The sequence below is a fragment of the Halopseudomonas litoralis genome (assembly GCF_900105005.1).
Taxonomy (GTDB): Bacteria; Pseudomonadota; Gammaproteobacteria; order Pseudomonadales; family Pseudomonadaceae; genus Halopseudomonas; species Halopseudomonas litoralis.
In genome coordinates, this window is the sequence record NZ_LT629748.1 from 1,924,328 (window position 1) to 1,945,176 (window position 20,849).

At 60.3% G+C, this 20,849-nt stretch carries 17 protein-coding genes; 8 read left to right on the plus strand and 9 right to left on the minus strand.

Going from position 1 to position 20,849, the window contains the following annotated elements:
- Positions 1-54: 54 nt before the first annotated feature.
- The 3 genes from BLU11_RS09325 to BLU11_RS09335 all read left to right on the plus strand — a co-directional run bounded on the left by BLU11_RS09325 (position 55) and on the right by BLU11_RS09335 (position 2,314).
- On the plus strand, positions 55-822 hold the full coding sequence (locus tag BLU11_RS09325) for a TSUP family transporter (RefSeq protein WP_090273085.1): 768 nt from the start codon (positions 55-57) through the stop codon (positions 820-822).
- A 77-nt stretch (positions 823-899) separates the two neighbouring features.
- Positions 900-1,673, plus strand: coding sequence for a hypothetical protein (locus BLU11_RS09330; protein ID WP_090273086.1), 774 nt, complete (start codon positions 900-902; stop codon positions 1,671-1,673).
- Between the two features lie 68 nt (positions 1,674-1,741).
- Complete coding sequence (locus tag BLU11_RS09335; protein WP_090273087.1) at positions 1,742-2,314, plus strand: Smr/MutS family protein; 573 nt, start codon at positions 1,742-1,744, stop codon at positions 2,312-2,314.
- Positions 2,315-2,493: 179 nt separating this feature from the next.
- Here BLU11_RS09335 and mnmH read toward each other — a convergent pair whose 3' ends face one another.
- The 3 genes from mnmH to BLU11_RS09350 are packed head-to-tail and all read right to left on the minus strand — an operon-like array spanning position 2,494 to position 5,705.
- On the minus strand, positions 2,494-3,603 hold the full coding sequence (gene mnmH / locus BLU11_RS09340) for a tRNA 2-selenouridine(34) synthase MnmH (RefSeq protein ID WP_090276380.1): 1,110 nt from the start codon (positions 3,601-3,603) through the stop codon (positions 2,494-2,496).
- Positions 3,603-4,640 (minus strand): selenide, water dikinase SelD, encoded by a 1,038-nt coding sequence (gene selD, locus BLU11_RS09345; protein ID WP_090273088.1) that lies wholly within the window; start codon positions 4,638-4,640, stop codon positions 3,603-3,605. Before selD ends, mnmH begins: the two co-directional genes overlap by 1 nt.
- 60 nt (positions 4,641-4,700) lie before the next feature.
- On the minus strand, positions 4,701-5,705 hold the full coding sequence (locus BLU11_RS09350; RefSeq protein ID WP_090273089.1) for a patatin-like phospholipase family protein: 1,005 nt from the start codon (positions 5,703-5,705) through the stop codon (positions 4,701-4,703).
- A 93-nt stretch (positions 5,706-5,798) separates the two neighbouring features.
- Between BLU11_RS09350 and BLU11_RS09355 the strand changes: the two genes are divergently transcribed.
- On the plus strand, positions 5,799-8,234 hold the full coding sequence (locus BLU11_RS09355) for a penicillin acylase family protein (RefSeq protein ID WP_090273090.1): 2,436 nt from the start codon (positions 5,799-5,801) through the stop codon (positions 8,232-8,234).
- Between the two features lie 13 nt (positions 8,235-8,247).
- Here the strand turns inward: BLU11_RS09355 and BLU11_RS09360 are convergent, their stop codons facing one another.
- From BLU11_RS09360 to BLU11_RS09385, 6 genes are all read right to left on the minus strand, one after another.
- Positions 8,248-9,081 carry a DUF4892 domain-containing protein gene (locus tag BLU11_RS09360; protein ID WP_090273091.1) on the minus strand — a complete coding sequence of 278 codons (834 nt, stop codon included), beginning with the start codon at positions 9,079-9,081 and terminating at the stop codon, positions 8,248-8,250.
- A 93-nt stretch (positions 9,082-9,174) separates the two neighbouring features.
- Positions 9,175-10,035 (minus strand): alpha/beta fold hydrolase, encoded by an 861-nt coding sequence (locus BLU11_RS09365; protein WP_090273092.1) that lies wholly within the window; start codon positions 10,033-10,035, stop codon positions 9,175-9,177.
- Positions 10,036-10,138: 103 nt separating this feature from the next.
- The gene (locus tag BLU11_RS09370) at positions 10,139-11,809 is read right to left on the minus strand and encodes an AMP-binding protein (RefSeq protein WP_157718644.1); all 1,671 of its coding nucleotides are present in this window, start codon (positions 11,807-11,809) and stop codon (positions 10,139-10,141) included.
- A gap of 70 nt (positions 11,810-11,879) precedes the next feature.
- Positions 11,880-12,356 (minus strand): phosphohistidine phosphatase SixA, encoded by a 477-nt coding sequence (sixA, locus tag BLU11_RS09375; protein WP_090273094.1) that lies wholly within the window; start codon positions 12,354-12,356, stop codon positions 11,880-11,882.
- Positions 12,353-12,958: a DUF4389 domain-containing protein gene (locus BLU11_RS09380; protein ID WP_090273095.1), complete on the minus strand. Its 606-nt coding sequence runs from the start codon at positions 12,956-12,958 to the stop codon at positions 12,353-12,355. Before BLU11_RS09380 ends, sixA begins: the two co-directional genes overlap by 4 nt.
- Positions 12,955-14,004 carry an NAD(P)H-dependent glycerol-3-phosphate dehydrogenase gene (locus BLU11_RS09385; protein WP_090273096.1) on the minus strand — a complete coding sequence of 350 codons (1,050 nt, stop codon included), beginning with the start codon at positions 14,002-14,004 and terminating at the stop codon, positions 12,955-12,957. Before BLU11_RS09385 ends, BLU11_RS09380 begins: the two co-directional genes overlap by 4 nt.
- A gap of 122 nt (positions 14,005-14,126) precedes the next feature.
- Between BLU11_RS09385 and BLU11_RS09390 the strand changes: the two genes are divergently transcribed.
- The 4 genes from BLU11_RS09390 to BLU11_RS09405 all read left to right on the plus strand — a co-directional run bounded on the left by BLU11_RS09390 (position 14,127) and on the right by BLU11_RS09405 (position 20,845).
- Positions 14,127-16,319 (plus strand): TonB-dependent receptor plug domain-containing protein, encoded by a 2,193-nt coding sequence (locus BLU11_RS09390; RefSeq protein WP_090276382.1) that lies wholly within the window; start codon positions 14,127-14,129, stop codon positions 16,317-16,319.
- Positions 16,320-16,377: 58 nt separating this feature from the next.
- The gene (locus BLU11_RS09395) at positions 16,378-17,262 is read left to right on the plus strand and encodes a hypothetical protein (RefSeq protein ID WP_090273097.1); all 885 of its coding nucleotides are present in this window, start codon (positions 16,378-16,380) and stop codon (positions 17,260-17,262) included.
- Complete coding sequence (locus BLU11_RS09400) at positions 17,259-19,160, plus strand: ATP-binding protein (RefSeq protein WP_090273098.1); 1,902 nt, start codon at positions 17,259-17,261, stop codon at positions 19,158-19,160. The genes BLU11_RS09395 and BLU11_RS09400 overlap by 4 nt, the downstream gene beginning before the upstream one ends.
- 116 nt (positions 19,161-19,276) lie before the next feature.
- Entirely contained in the window at positions 19,277-20,845 is a 1,569-nt protein-coding gene (locus BLU11_RS09405; RefSeq protein ID WP_090273099.1) for a class I adenylate-forming enzyme family protein, read from the plus strand.
- Positions 20,846-20,849: the final 4 nt, after the last annotated feature.

The following is a 20,849-nucleotide window of genomic DNA, read 5'->3' on the forward strand; positions in this document are numbered from 1 at the left end:
GAGATGGTGGCGGTAGTCTTGGCGACCGGAAATCCCATAAAGCGAAGCCGATTGATGCAAGCATTGCTGGACCTTCTGTTACCTGCGGCACTGCCGCCGCTGACCAGCGCTGCGCTGGTGGCCCTTTCCGCGGTCACTTCGGCGATTACCGCATCGCTGGGTATCGGTGGCGGAGTGCTTTTGCTGGCAATCATGGCCACGGTCATGCCGCCCACCGCGATCATTCCGGTGCATGGCATGGTGCAGCTGGGTTCGAACCTGGGCCGTGCAGCCATGACTATCCGCCACATCAACCTGCGCCTGATTCTCTGGTTTGCTCCCGGCGTCCTGCTTGGCGCCTGGCTCGGCAGTCTGTTTCTGGTCGATCTGCCATTGTCGCTGGTGCAGCTGTGCATTGCCGGCTTCATCTTGCTGTTGTGCTGGGGTCCGCCGATACCGGCGATCGCCACCGGACCTGTCGGTACACTGCTGGCGGCCGGAATAACCACCTTCATCAGTCTGTTCGTCGGCGCTACCGGCCCGCTGGTGGCGGCCTTCGTCAAGCAGCAACAGCAAGGCGAGCGCTTTTCGACAGTCGCCACCTTCGCCACCGCCATGTGCCTGCAGCATGCTCCGAAAGCTCTGATCTATGGCGCAGCGGGATTTGTATTTGCCGATTGGCTGGGGTTGATACTGATGATGGTCATTGCTGGCGCGGTGGGCACCTGGCTGGGCCTGAGGCTGCTCAGACGCCTGACGGACAGCAGGTTCACGCTGGTTTTCAATACGCTGCTGACGCTGTTGGCGCTTCGCCTGATCTGGCAGGCTGTCGGCAACCTCTAGGAAGAGCTGGCGAACACGACTCAAGATCGTCGATAGTCTGCCGATAACGGAATATACAGGCAGGAAATGACACTCCCATGAACGAAGAGCACATTGATCCAGAGGTATCCGAGTCGCCCCCTGTGCGCGACCCCTTCGCCCATGCGCGGCCGTCGGAGTTCTACTGGATTCAGCTCAAGCCGGTATTCAAGGGCCGGTTGATGCTGCACGACGAACGTCTGGTGCAGATTGCCGTGACCCGCGAGCGCGTGGCCCAGCTGGAGTTGCTACGCCTGCAGGTCAGAATTGAAGATGAAAGCGTTCCGCCCGATACCAATTTCATCGAAGTACTGGTCGACCATCGCAATCAGCGGGTGCGATTCGGCCCACTGCAGGGCCTGCGGATCTTCCCGCCACAGCGCGGGCTGGCCGGCTTCATGCTGGCTCAGTTGATCGAATGGTGCCAGCGACACTGCGGTGATTATGCAGTAACGCCGATCATCCTGCACCGCGCCGAGGTGCCCAGCGAGGAGGCCCGGCAAGCACGTGAGCGCATACTCAAGCGCGCTGGCTTCCACCAGACTTACAGCGACGATGGGCGGACCGAGGGCAAGGCTCAGGTCAACCGCGTGAGCGATCTTGTTGCCAGCTGGAATGTTGAGCGGGTGCAGCCGCTGCATATCGCTGAAACCCTGCGGCAATTGCGTGAACAGGAGACCCTGAATCGCCAGCAGCAGGCCCAGCTCACATCATTGCAGGCAACATTGGGTGAGTACAAACGCAACGACATCGGTCACCGCTTTGCCATTGGTTGTCTGATCGTGTTTTCGATTTTTCAGGCGTTGATGTTGCTCTGGGTAGTGCTGCGCTGATCGGAACCGGCTGCGCTATCTGATAAACTGTCTCACCTGTTCAATCGAATCCGAAGCAAGCTCCGACCATGACCCAGGACACCAACGAGACGGATGATCTGGAGCTGTTCCGCCAGGCCATCAAGGGCGCCAGGCCGATCACCACTGATCGTGCTGATACCGGCAAGCCGCGCAGCGACCGCGCCCAACTGCAGACGCTTCGCCAACGCGCGACTCAGCCGCAGCATCGTACTCGGGTGGATGGTCTGTCGGACCATTTCGTGATTGATGTGGCTCCCGAGGAAGAGCTGGCCTGGACCGCCAACGGTGTGCAGGAAAGTCAGTTGCGCAAACTGAAAACGGGGCAGATCCCCTTTGATGGCAGCATCGATCTGCATGGCATGACCGTGGAGAAGACGCGCGAGCTGCTGTGGGAGTTTCTTGCCGAGGCCACCTCGCTGGAGGTGCGCTGCGTACGCGTTACCCACGGTAAGGCGCAGCGTAAGGATGGACGCAAGCCCATCCTCAAGAGCCACGTCAACACCTGGCTGCGTCAGCATCCGAAGGTGCTGGGTTTCACCTCCTGCATACCGCGCCACGGGGGTACCGGGTCGGTGTATGTATTATTGCGGCGGGAGATGCTGGAGGGGCGGGATGATTAGGGTTTTCGTGTGCTTTCGCTATGTGCGTAGGGCAGCGCTGGCCGTCAGGGTCAGACCGACACGCTGTGAATACATCCCTGTAAGCTCATTGATGCCATCCCTGGCATCAAACGGTCGGTCTGACCCTGACGGCCAACACTGCCTTGTGACTCCGAGTCTCTGATGGAAAACCGGTAACCTTATTGCCGGCCTGTCTCACTCAAATACCCAATCACCGCCTCTTTGTCCCCCGCAAACACAACCCGCTCTTCCTTGGCTTCGCGCTGATAGGCGTACATGGGATCGTAGTAATCACGCAGCAGCCCCTCGATCCAACCCCGGTGTGCCTGTACATTTCCGCTGCGCTGCTGGGAATCCAGCGCCTGGCGCATCAGCTCGTCGAGTTCCTGGAACCGTTCTCCTCCCAGCCGCTTGCGGATGCGCAACAGGCTGCCCTGCAGGTATTGCGAAAACGCCTGGAATGCCAGCTCGGGGTCTTCAGCGTGAGCGTGCTGCTCGGCGAACTCGGCGCGCATGTCGATGACGTAATCTTCCAGGATGCGTGTCACGCGGTTTTCCAGCGTGTCATCCAGCCAGACCAAAGGCGCGTCCTGCATGGCCCGGAATAATTCGAGCGGCACCGTGCGACTGCCCACCATGCGTCCTTCGTCTTCCAGCACCAGCACACTTGCACCCTGCGCCCGGACTTTGAGCGCTTCGATTGCCAGGCGGTTTTCGAAGTCGATCTGGCCCGGTTGAGGGGTGGCGTGGCGGCCGAAGCTGGAACCACGATGGTGCGCGTGGCCTTCCAGATCAAGGCTGTTATCCAGCGCTGCGATGATTTCGGTCTTGCCGGTGCCGGTCAGACCCGCCACCAGACGTAACGGGCAATCCCGCACGGTCTCTTCAAGGCTGTCGATGAGGAAGCGGCGCATGGCCTTGTAGCCACCGATTATCCGCGGATATTGCACACCGGCTTCGGCCAGCCACTGTTGCACCAGCTGCGAGCGCAGGCCACCACGAAAGCAATACAGGTAGCCGTTCGGGTTGGCTTCGACAAAGGCTTTCCAAGCCGCCACACGAGCCTCTTTCAGCTCGCCGTTGACCAGCTTATGCCCCAGCGCGATGGCCGCTGCCTGTCCATGTTCCTTATAACAGGTGCCAACCTTGCGCCGTTCCTCGTCATCCATCAGCGGCTGATTGACCACCTCAGGGAAGGCGCCCTTGGCAAATTCGATCGGCGCCCGCACATCCATCATCGGCACACCCGTCAGAAACAGGCTGCGGTAGTCGTCAGTGTTTTCGCGCATCAGATAACCTCGACCCATGGGCCGCGATGATGCTCGAGCAATTCGCCGATCGGTTGCAGGACCAGGCCTTCCTCTTGCGCAACTGCGAGGAAAGCCTCCTCGCTGGCCGGATCGATCGCCACCAGCAAACCACCGCTGGTCTGCGGGTCGCATAGCAGGTTGCGCCAGTGTTCCGGCATGTCCGCCAGCTTGTGGCCGTAACTGGCAAAGTTTCGAGTAGTGCCGCCGGGGATGCAGCCGGCCGCCAGGTAATGCTCGACACCGGGCAGTCGCGGCACGGCAGATTCGCTCACTCGCGCCAGGACACCGGAACCTTCAGCCATCTCCGCCAGGTGACCAAGCAGACCAAAGCCGGTGACATCGGTCATCGCCTGTACCGCATCCAGCTGTGCGAAGCGAGCACCGACTCGGTTGAGCTGACACATCAGGTCGCGGGCTACTCCGGCGTCCTCTTGGCGGAGTTTCTTCTGCTTTTCGGCGGTAGTGAAGATGCCGATACCCAGCGGTTTGGTCAGATACAGACGCGCACCGGCCTTGGCAGTGTCGTTGCGTTTGAGCTGGCTGCGGTTCACCTGTCCGGTCACTGCAAGTCCGAATATGGGTTCCGGCGCATCAATGGAATGGCCGCCGGCCAATGGCATACCTGCCTCGGCGCAGACAGCACGCGCGCCGGCCATGACCTGGGCCGCCACGGCCGCAGGCAACAGATTGACCGGCCAGCCGAGAATGGCGATGGCCATCAAGGGCGTGCCGCCCATGGCATAGATATCGCTGATGGCGTTGGTGGCGGCAATCCGGCCGAAATCGTAGGCATCATCGACGATGGGCATGAAGAAGTCGGTGGTGCTGACAATGCCCCGCTCGTCGTCCAGCCCAAACACGGCGGCGTCATCACGGCTGCCGTTGCCGACCCAGAGTTGCGGATAGTCCGGCGTCGGCAGGCTGCAAGCGAGGATCTCATCCAGTACCTGAGGGGAAATCTTGCAACCACAGCCCGCTCCGTGGCTGTATTCGGTCAAACGCACTGCATCGGTCATGAGGGTCTCCGCTGTGAAACTCAAGGCGGCATTCTAACAGTCTGATCTTCGCTACGCTGGTCAAACCATCGGCTTGTTCTTCTCGAACCGATCCAGCGTATCGCTGGCCACCATGCGGCCCAGCTCGATCAGCTCGGGGGCGCGCTGAAATTCGAAGAAGCGACACAGCCGCTTGGGCACGTCGAATATCACATCCGGTGGGTAGCCCGCGATCTTGTACTTGGTCAGGGATGCCTGCATGGTCTCAAAGGACAGGTTGACCAACTCCAACATGCTTGCCGGCCCGATCTGAATGTCTGCCTGTACCGGCTGGGCTTCATCTTCCTGGCGATTCGCTGCTGCTTCCGCGGGTGATACTTCCTCGGTCAGGTATTCCAGCTGGCCCTGGCGGTCACCCTCTTCCTCTTCACTGTTCTTATGCAGCAGATTGCGCCAGCTCAGTGTTTCCATCCATTGATCCCATTGCTGACGGATCGGCGCGGGGCGCTCGATGACGGGTAACGCATAGCCATTGGTGTGGTTGGAGTTGAGATTGACAGCCATGATCAGATCGCAGTGCGCGGAAACCACCGGGATGATCGGCAGCGGATTCAGTAACCCGCCATCCACCAGTACCCGGCTGCCCTGACGCACCGGGGAAAACAAACTGGGAATCGCGGCCGAAGCGCGCATGGCCTGCTGCAGGCTGCCCTGCTGAAACCACACTTCCTGCTGGTTGGTCAGGTCGGTGGCCACTGCCGTGAAGGGAATGCGCAGATCTTCGATATTCACGTCACCGACAATTTCATGTATCCGCGAGAATATCCGCTCACCGCGGATGGCGCCGAGATTACCAAAGCCGAAATCCAGCAGTCGCAACACGTCGAGATAGGCCAGCCCCGAGACCCAGTCTCGGTAGGCCTGCAAGCCGCCCGCAGCGTAGACCCCACCGATTACCGCCCCCATCGAGCATCCAGCCACACATTCGATCGAATAGCCGCGCCGCTCGATTTCCTCGATCACGCCGATATGGGCATAGCCCCTTGCGCCCCCGCTACCGAGTACAAGCGCTACACTTTGCGCCATATTTGCTTCTCCATATTGAATCCCGATTGACGCCGGGCTGCGCTCTCAGCATGATGCTTCGCTCAAGAACCATTCTCTGTTACAAGGCCAGCCGTGATCCAGCCTCGCACCCTTTTTCACTTGAAAATTATTGCCGCCCTGCTCGTTATCGCCATCGCCCTGGCTGCTCTGGGCCATTGGGTTCTGCACAGTGCCGAAGCGCAGCGCAGCGGCACACTGCGCCTGCATGGTCTGCAGGACGAGGTATCGGTTTATTTCGATGCCTGGGGCGTGCCCCATATTGATGCCCAACACGATGCAGACGCCTACCGTGCGCTCGGCTACCTGCACGCCCAGGATCGGCTGTTCCAGCTGGACATCGTACGCCGCATCGGTGCCGGACGTCTGTCCGAACTGTTCGGTCAGGAAACCTATGCAACCGACAAATTCTTCCGCACTCTGGGTATCAGCCGTCATGCCCGGCAGTATGCAGCGCAGCTGGAGCAGAATGCTGACCAGCCCCATGTAAAACTGATCAGGGCTTATCAGGACGGTATAAACCAATATATCGACCAAGGCCGAACGCCTGTTGAATACCGCCTGCTACTGTCGCGTCCGGACTACTTCTCGACGGCGGACATCGCCCATGTCACGGGTTACATGGCCTATTCATTCGCAGAGGCGTTCAAGACCGATGCGCTGGTGGATCACGTGCGCGGCACCCTGGGGGAGCGTAATGCTCAGGATCTGGTCCCCGGCGCGCCGCAAGGGCTGCCCCCGCGCCGACCTGCCGCGCCCGCCAGTGTCGGTCTGCTGCAGCCGTTGCTGGAGCAGGTCGCGCGGGTACAGCAACAACTGCCCGCCGGACAATTTCAGGGTAGTAATGCCTGGGTCGTCAAGGGCGCACTGAGCGCCAGCGACCTCCCCCTGCTGGCCAACGACCCGCATATCGGCTTTGCCGTGCCAGCGGTGTGGTATGAAGCGCATATCCGCACGCCGCAACATGAGGTCTATGGTCATTTCCTCGCGGGCTTGCCGTTTCCCCTGCTTGGCCAGACCCGCCATCACGCCTGGGGACTGACCATGCTGATGAATGACGAAATCGATTTCTATCGCGAACGAGTGAATCCCGACGATCCGGGGCAGGTGCGAGTGGGCGACCGCTGGCAGAACCTGACTGTACACGAGGAAGTCATCAAGGTACGCGGCAAGGAAGACCGTCTGATACGCCTGCGCAGCTCGCGTAATGGGCCGATCATCAATGATCACCTTGCTACCGCTGACACGGAGGGCGATAGCCCACCACCGCCACCGGTGAGCCTGTTCTGGACTTTTCTGACGCCCGGCAGCGACTCCACAGAGGCGTTCTATCGCTATTCGCGTGCGAAAAGCATGGCTGAGTTCGAGGCTGCTGCGGCGCTGCACTGGTCGCCGGGACTGAACGTCATCTATGCCGACGTCAATGACAACATCGCCATGTGGGCCACCGGCCGGCTGAAGCGCTGGCCCAACAGCAACAACAGCTTCAGCCTGCTGGATGCCAGTAACCGCCGTGATGACTTTCTCGGTTACCAGCCGTTCGCCGCCAATCCGAAGAGGATCAATCCTGTTACGGGGTTCATCCACAGCGCCAACAGCCCCTATGCCGAGAACAATCCGCGCCGTGCCCTGCCTGGTTACTACGCGCCGGGAGAGCGTGCCGAACGGCTCGCCACCTTGCTGGAAAGCCGGGACAGCTTTGATTTCTCGGTGTTCAAGGCCATGCAACTGGACAGCCAGCGCCCGCACGCTGTCGCCATGATCGCCGATGCACTGCCGTTGCTCGACAGCCAGTTGCTGGCTACCGATCTGCGCGCCACAGCTGAACAGGCACGGCAGATTCTGGCTGCCTGGGATGGCCGCTTCACCCCGGACAGCGTTGGCGCCCTGCTGTTTCAACGGTGGGAAGACAATCTGCTGGAGGCGCTGTTCGCCGACGAACTGGGTGAGCGCTACGCGCACTTCCGCGACACTTTCATGGCCAGTAAATCCCTGGCCAGCCTGTTCTGGAAACCAGCGTCACCCTGGTGGGACAATCGTCAGCAACCCATCATGGATGGACGCCAGTCGGCCATCGAACAGGCCTGGATCCGCACCATCGACATATTGGCAGAGGAACGGGGCATGGCGCCGGAGGAATGGACCTGGGGTGAGGTCGCCAGCCTGCAACACAAACATCCGCTGGCGGACAAGATTCCCTTTGCCGGTCGCTTGAACAGTGCCAGAGTCACCGTAACCGGTACCAACGGCAGTCTTAATAATATGGTATTCAATCGTGGCGGGCCGGACTATGAGGTTATCGCCGGACCATCGACCCGGCGCCTGGTCGATCTGGCCAATCTCGAATCAACACTGGGTATCAACCCACTGGGTCAGTCCGGCAACCCTTTCGACGCTCATTACGATGACCAGGCTCAGCTGTTCGCGCAGGGCAACTACCGCGCTCAGCTGTTTGACTGGCTGGGAATCCAGGCCCTCCCTGACCGGCTTACCTTGCGTCCGCGCAAGTAGGTAAGAACAGGGGTCAGCGTTTCTCCAGCCGCACTCCGGTCTCCGGCTGCGGCTCGCCTATTTCCAGACGCTGCCGATCAATGCCGCGGTCCAGCAGGCTCTGCACGAATGCCGGAGCCTGCGTGCCATCGACCAGAATCCGCAGTCGATTGTCCGAGCGCAGCATGCGTGCAGTCAGGTCGAGCCAGGCGTCAGTTATCGCGCTGTCGGCCTGCTCAGGTGTAACTGCAGGCAAGAGCAGCTCACCTTCGGCTTTCAGCATCTTGCCCAGCGTCGCGGGCGTAGGGTAGAGCATATCGGTAACGGGCGATGCAGGAGTCAGCTGGTCCAGATGCACATACACCTGGTGGTTGCCGCGGGTAGTGGCGTAAAGACTGATGAAACGCTGCGGCTCGTCATCCAGGCGCAAGGCAAGATATGACTGGTTCTCTTCAGGACCGTACAAGCGGGAGTATCCCAGTACCTGGTTGGCCCACAGACTGCTGCTGCCGCATTCACGCCCCTCGCAGAAGAACAGGGTGGTGTGCGGGTGTTCCTGAAGCTGGTGCACGGCATGCGCCATGGCTTCCTTGGCAGAGTGTCCTTCAGGAATCAACCAGGATGTACGGACCAGCTCGCCCACGGCCTGCACCTCGCGCTCGGCGCGCACCTGGTTGTTGATTCGGCGGATATTGCCAATGACCACGGTGTGCTCTGCTTCAGCATCCACTTGTTGCCGTGCCACTTCGGCACGCGGAAAGGACTCGATGATGGGGGTGGCGGCAACGCTGAGCGGCGCGATACCACAGAGTGCCAGTGCCAACAGCAGCGGTCGCCACTGCGGACGTGCCTTCGATTGCAGATGCATCAATACTCCTTTGAACAGACGGCTCCTGCGATCATGCGGCCGCAGCGCTTTACAGCGGGTTTCATGGCAGCTTTGCCCAGCCACCTCCCGGGGTCAAGCAAGGGTCTTGAAAAAGCTGTTGATAATTGTTGCAACGGCCGGTGCCTGCTCTTCCAGATGCAGGTGATGCCCACCATCCATGCGGTGGGTCTGAATGTGGTTGAAACCTTCGATGCGTTCGACCAACCGCGGATGCTTCCCCATCACGCCCTGATTCGCCAGCACCAGGCAGGTCGGTGTACTTATCGCCTCGGCAAAGGCCACGGCATGCTCGGAAGTCAGGCGCAGCGGCGATGGCAGCATCAACTGGGGGTCGGAGCGCCAGGTCCAGCCGCCCTGCTCGGGCATGAGCCCGCGCTCCACCAGTTTGCTCGCCGCACCGCGGGAGATGGTCGAGGTGCCGCCCAGCACCCGTGCCGAGACCGCCTTGGCCGCACTGTCATATATCGGCTTGCGCTTGGCCGTCAGAGCCTGGCTGGCCTTGAGGAATCGCGCCATCTGCTGAGGAGCATCCGCCGCCTCCCCGGTTACCGGCAGCAGCCCGTCGATCATCGCCGCCCCCAGCAGCCGTTCCGGCATCGAGCCGGACAGAATGCAGCTGATGATCCCGCCCATGGAGTGGCCAAGCAAGGCGAACCGCTCCCACCCCAGGTCATCAGCCACCTGTAATACCGTCGCTGCCTGCTGCCAAAGGCTGTAGCCGCCCGCCGGCAAATGGTCGGAGAGACCGTGACCCGGCAGATCCAGCGCTATCAGATGGATGTTGTCCAGTTGCGGCGCGATCAGGTCGAAGGTGCCGGCATTGTCCAGCCACCCGTGCAAACCGATAACCGGCAAACCGCCCGGCTGCCCCCACACCTTGCCCGCGACTTCGATCGACGGCAGGGTAAAACGTATCTCATGACTATCGCCCATGGATTTCCCATTAATTGAATGAATGCCTGACTGGAATGTAAGGAGCTGGCAGTGCTGGAGGCAAGCAGGTATCGGGGCATGAATGCACCCGCATAAGGGCTGATCAATCAGCCCAGACGATGGTGGTACCGCGCACAGACCAATCTCCAAGCCACTCGTGATAGCGCGCACCGATCACTCCACGCCGCAGCTGCATGGTGCCCGTGACGTAGCCGTTATCAGCACTCCAGTCATCACTGACCACGACCAGACAGCCCAGTCGCCCGGCCCGTGGCAAGGGCTCGTTCAGCGCATGCAGCAAGGATTCCAGCTCTCGCTCAACCTCATGTCGAGCAGCCTCCCGGCCCGGCTCTGTCAAGGTGATGAGCGCCAGAGACAGCGGCAATCCCTCCCCCAGCACACAGGCATGCTGGACAAACCCATGGGCCAGCAGGCGGTGCTCAACGGGCTGCGGAATTATCTGCCGCCCATCGGCCGTATGAAACAGGTCAGTGATCCGCCCACTCAAACGCAGGAAACCATCCTGGTCTATCTCACCTCGATCGCCCGTTCGCAAAAACCCTTGCTCGTCGAGCATGCGCGCGGTTCTTTCGGGGTCTCGGTAATACCCCAGCATGTTGGCCTGACTGCGTACCAATACCTCCTGATTCTCATCAAGACGGCATTCGACACCCGGATTGGGCAGACCGCACCAGCCCGGACGCAAGCGTCCCGGTCGCCCGACGTGAGAGTAACCGCAGTTCTCGGTCAGCCCATACACTTCAAACAGTTTCAGCCCGATCCGGTGATACCACTCCAGCAATTCGGCAGACGCAACATCGCCGCTGGTCACCCCGAAGCGCAACTGATCCAGCCCTTGTTGCTCGAGCATGCTGGTAGCCACACGCTTGCCCAGCAGAGGAATCTTCAACGCCGTATCGAGGATCCGCTGCTGCGCCCGACGCATCACACCCTGGCGGAGCTGTTGCCAGGTCGCTGGTGTGCCGAGAAACAGGGTGGGACGGGCGCGGCGCAGATCATCAATGAAGGTCGCGCGGCTCTGGACAAAGTACACTGTCATGCCCGACAGCAGCGATTGCATCTCGATGAACTGACGTTCCGCCACATGTGACAAGGGAAGGTACGAAAGCACGCGGTCCCGGTCTGTTACCAGAAACAGCCGTAAGAAGTTGCTCGCCGCAAAATGCATACTGGCAAAGCTCAGCATGCAGCCCTTGGGCAACCCGGTAGCCCCACTGCTGTACATGATGCTGGCCAGTTCGGCGGAATCGCGTGCGACCGGTTGCGGCAAAGGATCATTTGCCCGCTGCAGGCTTTCCCAGTCAAGCAGCTGCTCATCAGCTTCAGCCATGGGCATGCCGACCCAAGGTATGCCTGCCGGCAATCCAGAACGCACCCGTTGCCAGTCATCCAGTTTACCGATGATGATGACCCTGACCGCCGCATGCTCGAGCGTTTGGCGGGTGGCATCGTCCGGCAGCGTTGGCGGCAGAGGTACGGAAACGTGCCCAGCCATCCAGATAGCCAGGTCGGAGATGATCCAGTGCGCACAGTTTTTCGAAATGATAGCGATCGTGCTGCGCTCGGGCAGGTTCTGATGTCGTAGCCAACCGGCGAGCCGGCGGGCCTGATCACCGGCCTGGCGCCAGCTCAGTTCCAGCGTGGCGCCGTCAGCCAACGGCTGGATCAACCAGGCTTTATCCGGGTGCAGTTGTTCCTGCCTGAAAAACGCCGCCAACACCGGAACGACTCCCGGCTCTGTATCATTGCCCATGGCACCACTCCACTGTACCGATGATTCTGATTCTCTTATACGACCTGCCGGCGTGCTCTGCCTGCTTTCTTCAGCTATTGCCCGTTGCATCGGCTGGGTTGGTCAGGCTGAGCAAGTCCGCTGCTCCCGCAGCCGGTAATGGCATATCCAGACAGGCCAGTCCCGCAGTCGGCATGGAATAATGCCCCTGACGGTGGCCATCAACCAGCAGGCTGATCAACTGACCAACCAGGGGTTGATGACTGACCAGCAACAATTCGTCCTCAGCGCGATCAGCCAACTGGTCCAGGACAGCCATGGGGTCATCTTCCGGTGTCAGCCAGTCCACCGTGGTAACGCCTCGGCGGAAATTCAGCTCCCGCCGAATCAACTCTGCGGTCTGCTGAGCTCGGCGATATGGACTGGCCAGGATCACATCCAGGGAGTGTCCGGCCAACTGTTCTGCCATACGTATCGCTTCCGCCCGACCGACGTCGGTCAGCGCTCGCTCGGCATCACGGGTCGCCGTGGGCTCAGCCTGGCCATGGCGCAGAATCCATATTCTCATGGCTTCAATCTGCTGCCATCGCCCGGTGCAGCGCCCGGGTCATCCATATCCGAGGGCTGCAGAATCGGCGGCTCGGGCTCGCTGGTATCGGCAACGTGCTCCGGTGGCACCGGCAGGTCTGCGTCTGCCTCGACGTCCACAATGGGATCGACCACATCAGGCACGACCGGCGGCTCCACTGCCCCGGTTTCCGATACAGCGGGTGTCGCCGGGGTACTGGGCGTCACAGGAGCGGCCGGTGGCACCGGCGTCACCGGCGGTACCACCGCGCTATCAGATACCGGATCAACAGTCACGGGGCCTTCCGGCGGCTTGGGTTGCCATTCTCCATCCTCGGCTGGCCATTCCATAAACGGCCAGGGCTTTTCTTCCGCAGCGCCGCTGACATAGCGCCCCATCTGCCAGGCGTATTGCGACAGGCTGTTGCCAAAGCCTGCCAACTGCGCGTTGGGTTCGCCGGTGAATAGGCGGAGCACGATCTGCAATACCAGAATCGCCGCCAACAGCACCTCCACCACCTGCCAGGCCAGGGCGAACAACAACGTATAGACCAGTCGCAGCCAGAAGTCGGCTGAGGTGATATTTTCTTTGAATGCGTTCATTTCTGTTCCTTGTTCAGTGGTGTGCGCGCCATGAAGGCGGAAAACTCGACGTCATGCTTCTGCTCGGCACTCATCAGCCGGCCAATCACATCAGCCGAAGGCTGCTGCTCGAAGATGATCGCATGCAGTCCGGCCACCAGGGGCATATAGATGCCTTCTTCCTCGGACTTCTGCCGCAATACCTTGAGCGTGTTCACACCTTCGGCCACCTGTCCCAACCGGGCAATGCTCTCCTCCAGGGTCTGGCCCTTACCCAGCGCGTGGCCTACCTGATAGTTGCGCGACATCGGGGAAGTACAGGTCACGATGAGGTCCCCCACGCCCGCCAGACCGAGGAAGGTCATGGGGTTGGCACCCATATGTACCGCAAAGCGGGTCATTTCCGCCAGTGCCCGGGTGATCAGCATGCTCTTGGTATTCTCGCCCACACCCATGGCTGCAGCCATACCGGACATGATCGCGTAGACATTCTTCAATGCACCACCCAGCTCGACACCGTAGCGGTCCTGACTGGCATAGACCCGCAGACTCTGGCAACCCAGCACATCCTGCACCTGGGTATTCAGGACGTTATCATCGCTGGCCACCACGGTAGCGGTCAGCGCGCCGGCTGCTATTTCCCGCGCCAGGTTGGGACCGGAGAGAACGGCCACCCGGGCACCGGGCACTTCCTGCTCGATAATCTGGCTCATCATCAGGAAACCCGGCTGCTCGATTCCCTTGGTCGTACTGATCAGACCCTTGCCGGCAAGCCCGGGACCGATCTGCTGCAGCACACTGCGAAAAGCACTGCTGGGGATGGCGAGGAACACCAGTTCGGCCGACTTCAAGGCAGCGGCAACGTCCGTGGTGATGGTCAGGCGGGAGTCGAGTTCGATGCCCGGCAGGTATCGGCTGTTTTCGCCCAGGCGGCGCATGTCGGCAGCCTGCTCTTCATTGCGCAGCCATAGCATGGTGGGAACACCATTGGTCGCCAACAGGTTGGCGAGGGTGGTGCCAAAACTGCCGCCGCCCAGTACTGTTACGGGGACCTTGAGGTCGGTCATGCAAAATCCTTGTGACTGAGAACAGCCGTCAGTATATGTCCGCGAACAATAACAGCGAAGCGGTGATGAAAAAACCTGGCTGGCTGGTTTACTATGCGCCAGCCAACACCACGCCTCGGTTCATGCTCATGTCGTCGCAATACCCCAATGTTCTTTTTACGGCGCTGCTCATCGGCCTGCCCGCCATGACGGCCACGGCCGCCGGTCTGGATGATCCGCAGCTGCCCACTGTGCTCAGTGCAACCCGCCTGAAACAGGCTCCGGCCGAGGTCCCGGGGAGTATGACCGTGCTCGACCGGGCATTGATCCGCGCCAGTGGCGCGCGCAGCATCCCCGAGTTACTCCGTCAGGTGCCCGGCATGCACATCGGCTACCGCCGCGGCAACCAGACCAATGTGAACTACCACGGTACCAATGTCACCGAAGCCCGGCGGCTGCAGGTGCTGGTCGATGGGCGCTCGGTATACCGCTCCGGCTTGGCTACGGTGGACTGGGCGGAACTCGCCCTGAGCATTGAAGACATCGATCGCATCGAGGTCTTCCGCGGGCCGAATACAGCCGCCTATGGCGCCAACGCGCTGATGGGCGTGATCAACATCATTACCCGGCTGCCCCTGGACGCCCAGGGCACCACTCTGAAATATACCCACGGTGATCGCGGTGTACGCGATTGGTATGCCAGCCAGGGCGGTGGTGACTTCCAGCATAACTGGCGTGTGAGCCTTTCCGGCCAGCAAGACGACGGCTTTGATCACGATGATGATGGCAACAACTACCGTGACCGCCTGCGCGCCAGCCGAATGAACCTGCGCCACCTCTGGCAGCTGGCGCCCAATCAATCCCTCGACTGGCAGTTCTCGGCCAGCGAGACGAGCCGCCAGAACGACTACGAATACAGCACCTACCTGGATCACGAGGATGGCAATTCGCCGCTGGATCAAAGTATCAATGCGCACCAGCCCTACGCGGATATTCGCGGGCGGGACTTCGCCACCCAGGGGCTGTGGAAGCTTGATCTGAATCCGGATCATCAGATCCAGATTCAGGCCCATGCCCAACATCTGCAGCGCCTGCGTGACTGGCGTGTATGTGATTCGCCCCTGGTGTTTTCCGATAGCTTGCGCCAGCTCAACTCCCTGAGCCAGCTGGCCGCGCGCAGGGTCAGCAGTTATCTCGACAAATCCGGCCGCACAGAAACGCCGGATCAGTACATCGGCAGGTATCTCAGCAGCGCCGGCGAGACCTACACACCACAGATGCAGCAACTGGCCAATCAGGTTCTGGCTGAAATCGACCTGTACAGCAATGGTCAGCCAGCCTGCTGGGATATCAACGAAAACATCCGGGAAACCCGCTATCAGCTGGAAATCCAGGACTCGCTGCGCCTGTCCCCGCAGCTGCGCCTGCTCAGCGGTGCCAGCTACAGATACGACCGGGTCGACTCGGAAACCTACTTCTCCGGCACCCTGGATAATGCCGTCACCCAGGTGTTCGGCAATCTGGAATATCGCCCGCATCATCGCTGGTTGTTCCAGGCTGGCGGCATGTATGAGAATGATCAACTGATCGGCGACTCCTTTTCGCCGCGGCTGGCCACGCATTTCTTCCTCGCGCCCCAGCACAGTCTGCGCTTCGTCTATGCCGAGGCCGTACGCTCCGCTGACATGTACGAGAACAATGCCGACTGGCGCTACCAGGTGCGCAACCTCAGCGGCCCGGTCACCGGCCCGACGACCTTGTATGGTCATGCCCAGGGGCCTGGCGACCTTGATCAGGAGCGCATGCGTTCGCGCGAGGTCGGCTATAACGGTAATTTCCATCAGCTCGGCCTGCGGGTGGACGTACGGGTTTTCCATGAACGCATCACCGCAATGAACAGCGAGCCGCTGAAAATAGATAATTTCCTGCCGAATAATGACTCGCAGATCCGCTTCAAGGGGGTGGAAACCGAACTCGACTGGCAGGCCGGCCGGGCTGACCGTATTCGCCTGACCCATGCACGGATCGATTACGACGCCACCAGCAAATACGACCAACGTCTTACCGCCCACCATTCAGGGAGCGTGGCCTGGCTGCACAAATGGCCATATGATATCAATACCAGTCTCATGTATTATGGCGCTGATCAATTGAACGAGCGCCGTTTCGAGCGCCTCGATTCACGCATCGAAAAGAACATGGACTTCAGCCAGGACAGCAGCCTGACCATGGCATTGGTCTGGCAATATCGACTCGACGACGAAGCCATGACCTGGGACGAAAATTTACATGACAGTCCCAGTCACTATTACCTCAGCGCTGAGCTACACTTCTGAATCAAAACAGATTGACAAGGATCGTCATGGTGCCCCACCCCAAGAACCGGACCAGATCGTGCATCTGCTTCGCCTGATATTATGGGCGCTGGTATATCTGCTGCCGACGGGCTCGTGGGCAGATACTGTATCGGTGGTCATACCACGTGAAACAGCGCTCACGCGCGTCTTTGTCGAGGCACTCGCCAGCCGCATGCCCATGGATACGCTCGACGTGCAGCTTCTGGCCAAAGCCTCTGTCTCCGATTCTGCCTCGCTGCTCATCACTCTGGGGCACGACGCATTGCATTGGCGCCTGCAACAGTCTTCAACAACACCAACGATTGCCGCTTACGTCACCCTGGACGGGCTGCCACAGTTACCCGACAGTCCTTACCCTGCTTCCATACAGATACTGCTTGCCAGTGCCAAGCCCGAACGGCAGATACGCCTGGCGCAACTGCTGATCCCCCGGCTGGATACCATTGGGCTGCTGTTCAGCGAGCAGCAGCGCTGGCAAAAACCTTTTTGGCAAACTGCTGCGATACAGCAGGGTGTGAATCTCTATGCCCAAGCGGTATCCCAGCAGAGCGAATTACCGCGCCGCCTCACCGATGTACTGAATGAGAGCGAGGTGCTGATCGGTCTGGATGATCCCGTCATCTACAACGCGGAGAACCTCAAAACCCTGCTGCTGACCAGCTATGCACGCAATCGCGTCTTGATAGGCCCGTCGGCACCGTTCATTGCCGCCGGCAGCCTGAGCACCACTTACAGCTCGCCGGAGAATATGGCCGACAGCATCCTCGGTCTATTGCAGCAAGAGTGGCAGCCCGGCGCCATTCGCTATCCTGAGCGGTTTTCAGTATTGAGCAATTCTCAGGTGGCGCATTCGCTCGGCCTGCCCCCGCCGGATGACACCGAACTGATGCGCCGCATCCAGGCACAGGAGCAGAATAGATGAATATTTTTCGACGCGGCAGCATCAACCGCCGTCTGATAACCATCGCCCTGCTCCCGGCCATCCTTCTCGGCGCTATCCTGCTGGCTTATTTCACCCATGTCCGGCTCGATGCACTCAATCTGGAAATGGAAACTACCGGTCAGTTGATTGCCGATCAACTGGCGCCGGCTACCGAATACGGGGTCATAACCGGCAATCTGGAGCTGCTGGAGAATCTGATCAAGGGCTCGTTGAAAATGCCCCATGTGCATAGGGTGGAAGTGCTCGATCAGGATGGCAAAGTACTGGCAATGGAGCAGAAGAGCCCTTCTGTCACCGGTCCGTTGCGCCTGTTCCGTGCCCAGATCGAGCGCCAGCGCATCCCTCTGCACTATGACCTGTTCCTGCTCAATACCGACTCGTGGGAGAGCAGCACCACGCAGCCCATGGGCATGGTGCAGGTCAGCCTCAGTTATCAGCCCTTCGTCGAGCGCCAGCGCAGCATCCTTTTCCGCAGCCTGTTGCTGGGGGCTCTGGTGCTGCTCGCTGCACTCCTGCTGTCGACCCGACTGGCCCGTGCTTTTGCGTTGCCCCTGGTGGAAATGCGCAAAGCCGTTCAAGCGTTGCAGGACGGGCGCCTGAATACTCGCCTGAAGGTTCATGAAAACAATCAGATCGGCGAGTTGATGAGCAATATCAACCGGCTCGCGGTTACCTTGCAGCAAGCCGAACTCCAGCAACGCGAAGCCATGGCCGAACTGGTCGCCGCACGCGAACAGGCCGAGCAGGCCAATCGGGCCAAATCGGACTTTCTGGCGATGATGAGCCATGAACTGCGCACCCCGATGAACGGCGTGATGGGCATGCTGCAATTGCTCGAAACCACCGACCTGACCAACGAGCAGGTCGAGTACTGCCGCATTGCCAGCGAGTCCACCGAGCACCTGCTGAAGGTCATCAACGACATCCTCGATCTGTCGCGTGTCGAACGCCAGGCCTTCGAGCTGGAACATATTCCCTTCGATCTCACTGCCCTGCTGGATAAAACCGCTGTCGCCTTTGGATACGCTGCCAGCAAGAAAGGCCTGGCACTGGATACCGAGTGGAGCGGCCAACCATCGGTCCCGCAGGTACTCGGAGACCCGACGCGTTTGCGTCAGATTCTGGTGAATCTGCTGGGCAATGCGTTGAAGTTCACCGAGCACGGCCTGATCCAGATGCATGCCCATTGGCAGGTAGATGCCAATGCCATACTGCAGCTCACCTGCAAGGTCACGGACAGCGGCATTGGTATTGATCCCGACCGTCTGGAGCGGATGTTCGATGCCTTTCAACAGGGCGACAGCAGTACCTCGCGGCGGTTCGGCGGGACCGGACTCGGGCTGTCGATCGCCCGCGACTTTGCCCGCAAGATGGGCGGTGAGCTGGAGGCAACCAGCCAGCCCGGGGCGGGCTCCTGTTTTACCCTGAGCCTGCCCCTGGTAATGGCTGGCCACACGCCGAGCGCCGACGACAGTCAGCTCTGCGAAGCAGCCCGCCCCGGTGCCCTTCCGGTGCTGCTGGTAGAGGACAATCCGGTTAACCAGATGGTCATGGAGGGCATGTTGCGCAGCCTCTCCCAGCCGGCCGTTCTCGCCGATGACGCGCAACAGGCACTGCAATTGCTCAAGGATCCTGCCCAGGCATTTTCGTTGATTTTCATGGACATCCAGCTACCGGACATGAATGGTTTCGATGTCTACCGTTGGTATCTGCACCACTGCAGCGAGACGCATATCCAGCCCCTTCCCTGCATCGCTCTCACTGCCAGCGCCTCCGATGAAGATCGCCGCCGTAGTGACGAAGCCGGCATGCAGGGCTTTCTCAGCAAACCGGTGACTCGCAAGGCGCTGCGCCAGGTGCTCGAACGCTGGACCTGAACCGGCCTGCATCAGTGCGATTGATCAACGGGCATTTCGCAGCATCCGGGTCATGGATTCGTTCGCAGCAAACAGCGACACTGACGCGTCTCCATCATTTCAGGAATCCAACAGGCATGAGCGCAGTCGTCAGCTACCCGGTCACACTGGAATCACCCTTCACCACCCTCCCCGAACTGCTGGCACTGAATGCCCGCCATCGGGCGAATCACCCCGCCGTCATTCAGGACGGGCAGCAGCTCAACTATGCCGAGTTGGATGCCCAGGTGAATCGGGCCGTTGCTGCGCTGCAGCGTGATGGGCTGCAGCCGGGCGACGCCATCGCCATCTGCGCTGCCAACTCGATCCCCTACACGGTAGTGTTTCTGGCCGCCCTGCGTGCCGGCATGGTCATTGCGCCACTGGCGCCCTCGTCCACCGCCGACGGCCTGATCACCATGTTGCGCGACTCGGCAGCCAGAATGCTGTTTGTTGACCAGCCGGTGGCCGAGGCACTGCAGCCAGTGGCCGAGCGAATCCAGATTCCGCTGTTGAGTCTGGATGACAGCCAGCCGGAAACCGGCTTCAGCCAATGGTTGGCCGACAGCTCACCAACCTCGGTAGAACTCAAGCCCCAGACCCTGTTCAATATCATCTATTCATCGGGCACCACCGGCGAGCCCAAAGGTATAGTGCATGACCACCTCATGCGCTGGTCGCATATTCAGCGCGGCATCGCCTTCGGCTACGGTCCGGATTGCGTCACGCTGATGTCCACTCCGCTGTATTCCAATACCACGCTGGTGTCTTTCCTGCCGACCATAGGCCTGGGCGGCACCTTGGTGCTGATGAGCAAGTTTGATGCGCAGAAATACCTGGAATTGGCGCAGGAACACCGCGCCACCCACAGCATGTTGGTGCCGGTGCAGTACCAACGCATCATGGCGCGGGCCGATTTCGACAGCTACGACCTGTCCAGCTTCCAGATGAAGTTCAGCACCAGCGCGCCCTTCCATGGCGAGCTCAAGGCCGACATTCTGGCACGCTGGCCCGGCGGGCTGGTGGAGTTCTATGGTATGACCGAGGGTGGCGGCTCGTGCATGCTGCTGGCTCACCAGTTCCCCGACAAGCTGAATACCGTCGGCAGACCACTGGACGGCCACGACATGCGGGTAATAGATGAAGAAGGCAATGAGCTGCCCAGCGGCGAAATCGGCGAAGTAGTAGGGCACTCCGTCGCCATGATGAGCTGCTATCTGAACAAGCCGGAAAAAACCGCCGAAGCCGAATGGTACGACCCTGCCGGCAAACGTTTTATCCGCACCGGGGACGTCGGCCGGTTCGATGAGGAAGGTTTTCTCACGCTCATGGACCGGCGCAAGGACATGATCATCAGTGGCGGCTTCAATATCTACCCCAGCGACCTGGAAGCCGTGCTGCGTCAGCACCCCGACCTGCTGGAAGTCACCGTTATCGGCGTACCATCCACCAGCTGGGGTGAAACGCCGGTCGGTTATGCGGTACGCCAGTCCGGCCTCGATACTCCTGCCGATAACATCCTGCAATGGTTCAACGGCCAGGTGGGCAAGACCCAGCGTCTGAATCGACTGATTCTCACCGACGAGCTGCCACGCAGCGCTATCGGCAAGGTACTCAAGCGCGAACTGCGCGACCAGTTCCACAGCGAATTCGGTACTCTGGACTAAGTTC

Bases quoted from the DNA above. Each gene is read 5' to 3' on its own strand.
- BLU11_RS09330 (WP_090273086.1), top strand. From the start codon at position 900: ATGAACGAAGAGCACATTGATCCAGAGGTATCCGAGTCGCCCCCTGTG.
- mnmH (WP_090276380.1), bottom strand. From the start codon at position 3,603: ATGCGCGAAAACACTGACGACTACCGCAGCCTGTTTCTGACGGGTGTG.
- BLU11_RS09405 (WP_090273099.1), top strand. From the start codon at position 19,277: ATGAGCGCAGTCGTCAGCTACCCGGTCACACTGGAATCACCCTTCACC.
- BLU11_RS09360 (WP_090273091.1), bottom strand. From the start codon at position 9,081: ATGCATCTGCAATCGAAGGCACGTCCGCAGTGGCGACCGCTGCTGTTG.
- sixA (WP_090273094.1), bottom strand. From the start codon at position 12,356: ATGAGAATATGGATTCTGCGCCATGGCCAGGCTGAGCCCACGGCGACC.
- BLU11_RS09365 (WP_090273092.1), bottom strand. From the start codon at position 10,035: ATGGGCGATAGTCATGAGATACGTTTTACCCTGCCGTCGATCGAAGTC.
- BLU11_RS09325 (WP_090273085.1), top strand. From the start codon at position 55: ATGCAAGCATTGCTGGACCTTCTGTTACCTGCGGCACTGCCGCCGCTG.
- selD (WP_090273088.1), bottom strand. From the start codon at position 4,640: ATGACCGATGCAGTGCGTTTGACCGAATACAGCCACGGAGCGGGCTGT.
- BLU11_RS09385 (WP_090273096.1), bottom strand. From the start codon at position 14,004: ATGACCGACCTCAAGGTCCCCGTAACAGTACTGGGCGGCGGCAGTTTT.
- BLU11_RS09400 (WP_090273098.1), top strand. From the start codon at position 17,259: ATGAATATTTTTCGACGCGGCAGCATCAACCGCCGTCTGATAACCATC.
- BLU11_RS09380 (WP_090273095.1), bottom strand. From the start codon at position 12,958: ATGAACGCATTCAAAGAAAATATCACCTCAGCCGACTTCTGGCTGCGA.
- BLU11_RS09335 (WP_090273087.1), top strand. From the start codon at position 1,742: ATGACCCAGGACACCAACGAGACGGATGATCTGGAGCTGTTCCGCCAG.
- BLU11_RS09370 (WP_157718644.1), bottom strand. From the start codon at position 11,809: ATGGGCAATGATACAGAGCCGGGAGTCGTTCCGGTGTTGGCGGCGTTT.
- BLU11_RS09350 (WP_090273089.1), bottom strand. From the start codon at position 5,705: ATGGCGCAAAGTGTAGCGCTTGTACTCGGTAGCGGGGGCGCAAGGGGC.
- BLU11_RS09390 (WP_090276382.1), top strand. From the start codon at position 14,127: ATGCTCATGTCGTCGCAATACCCCAATGTTCTTTTTACGGCGCTGCTC.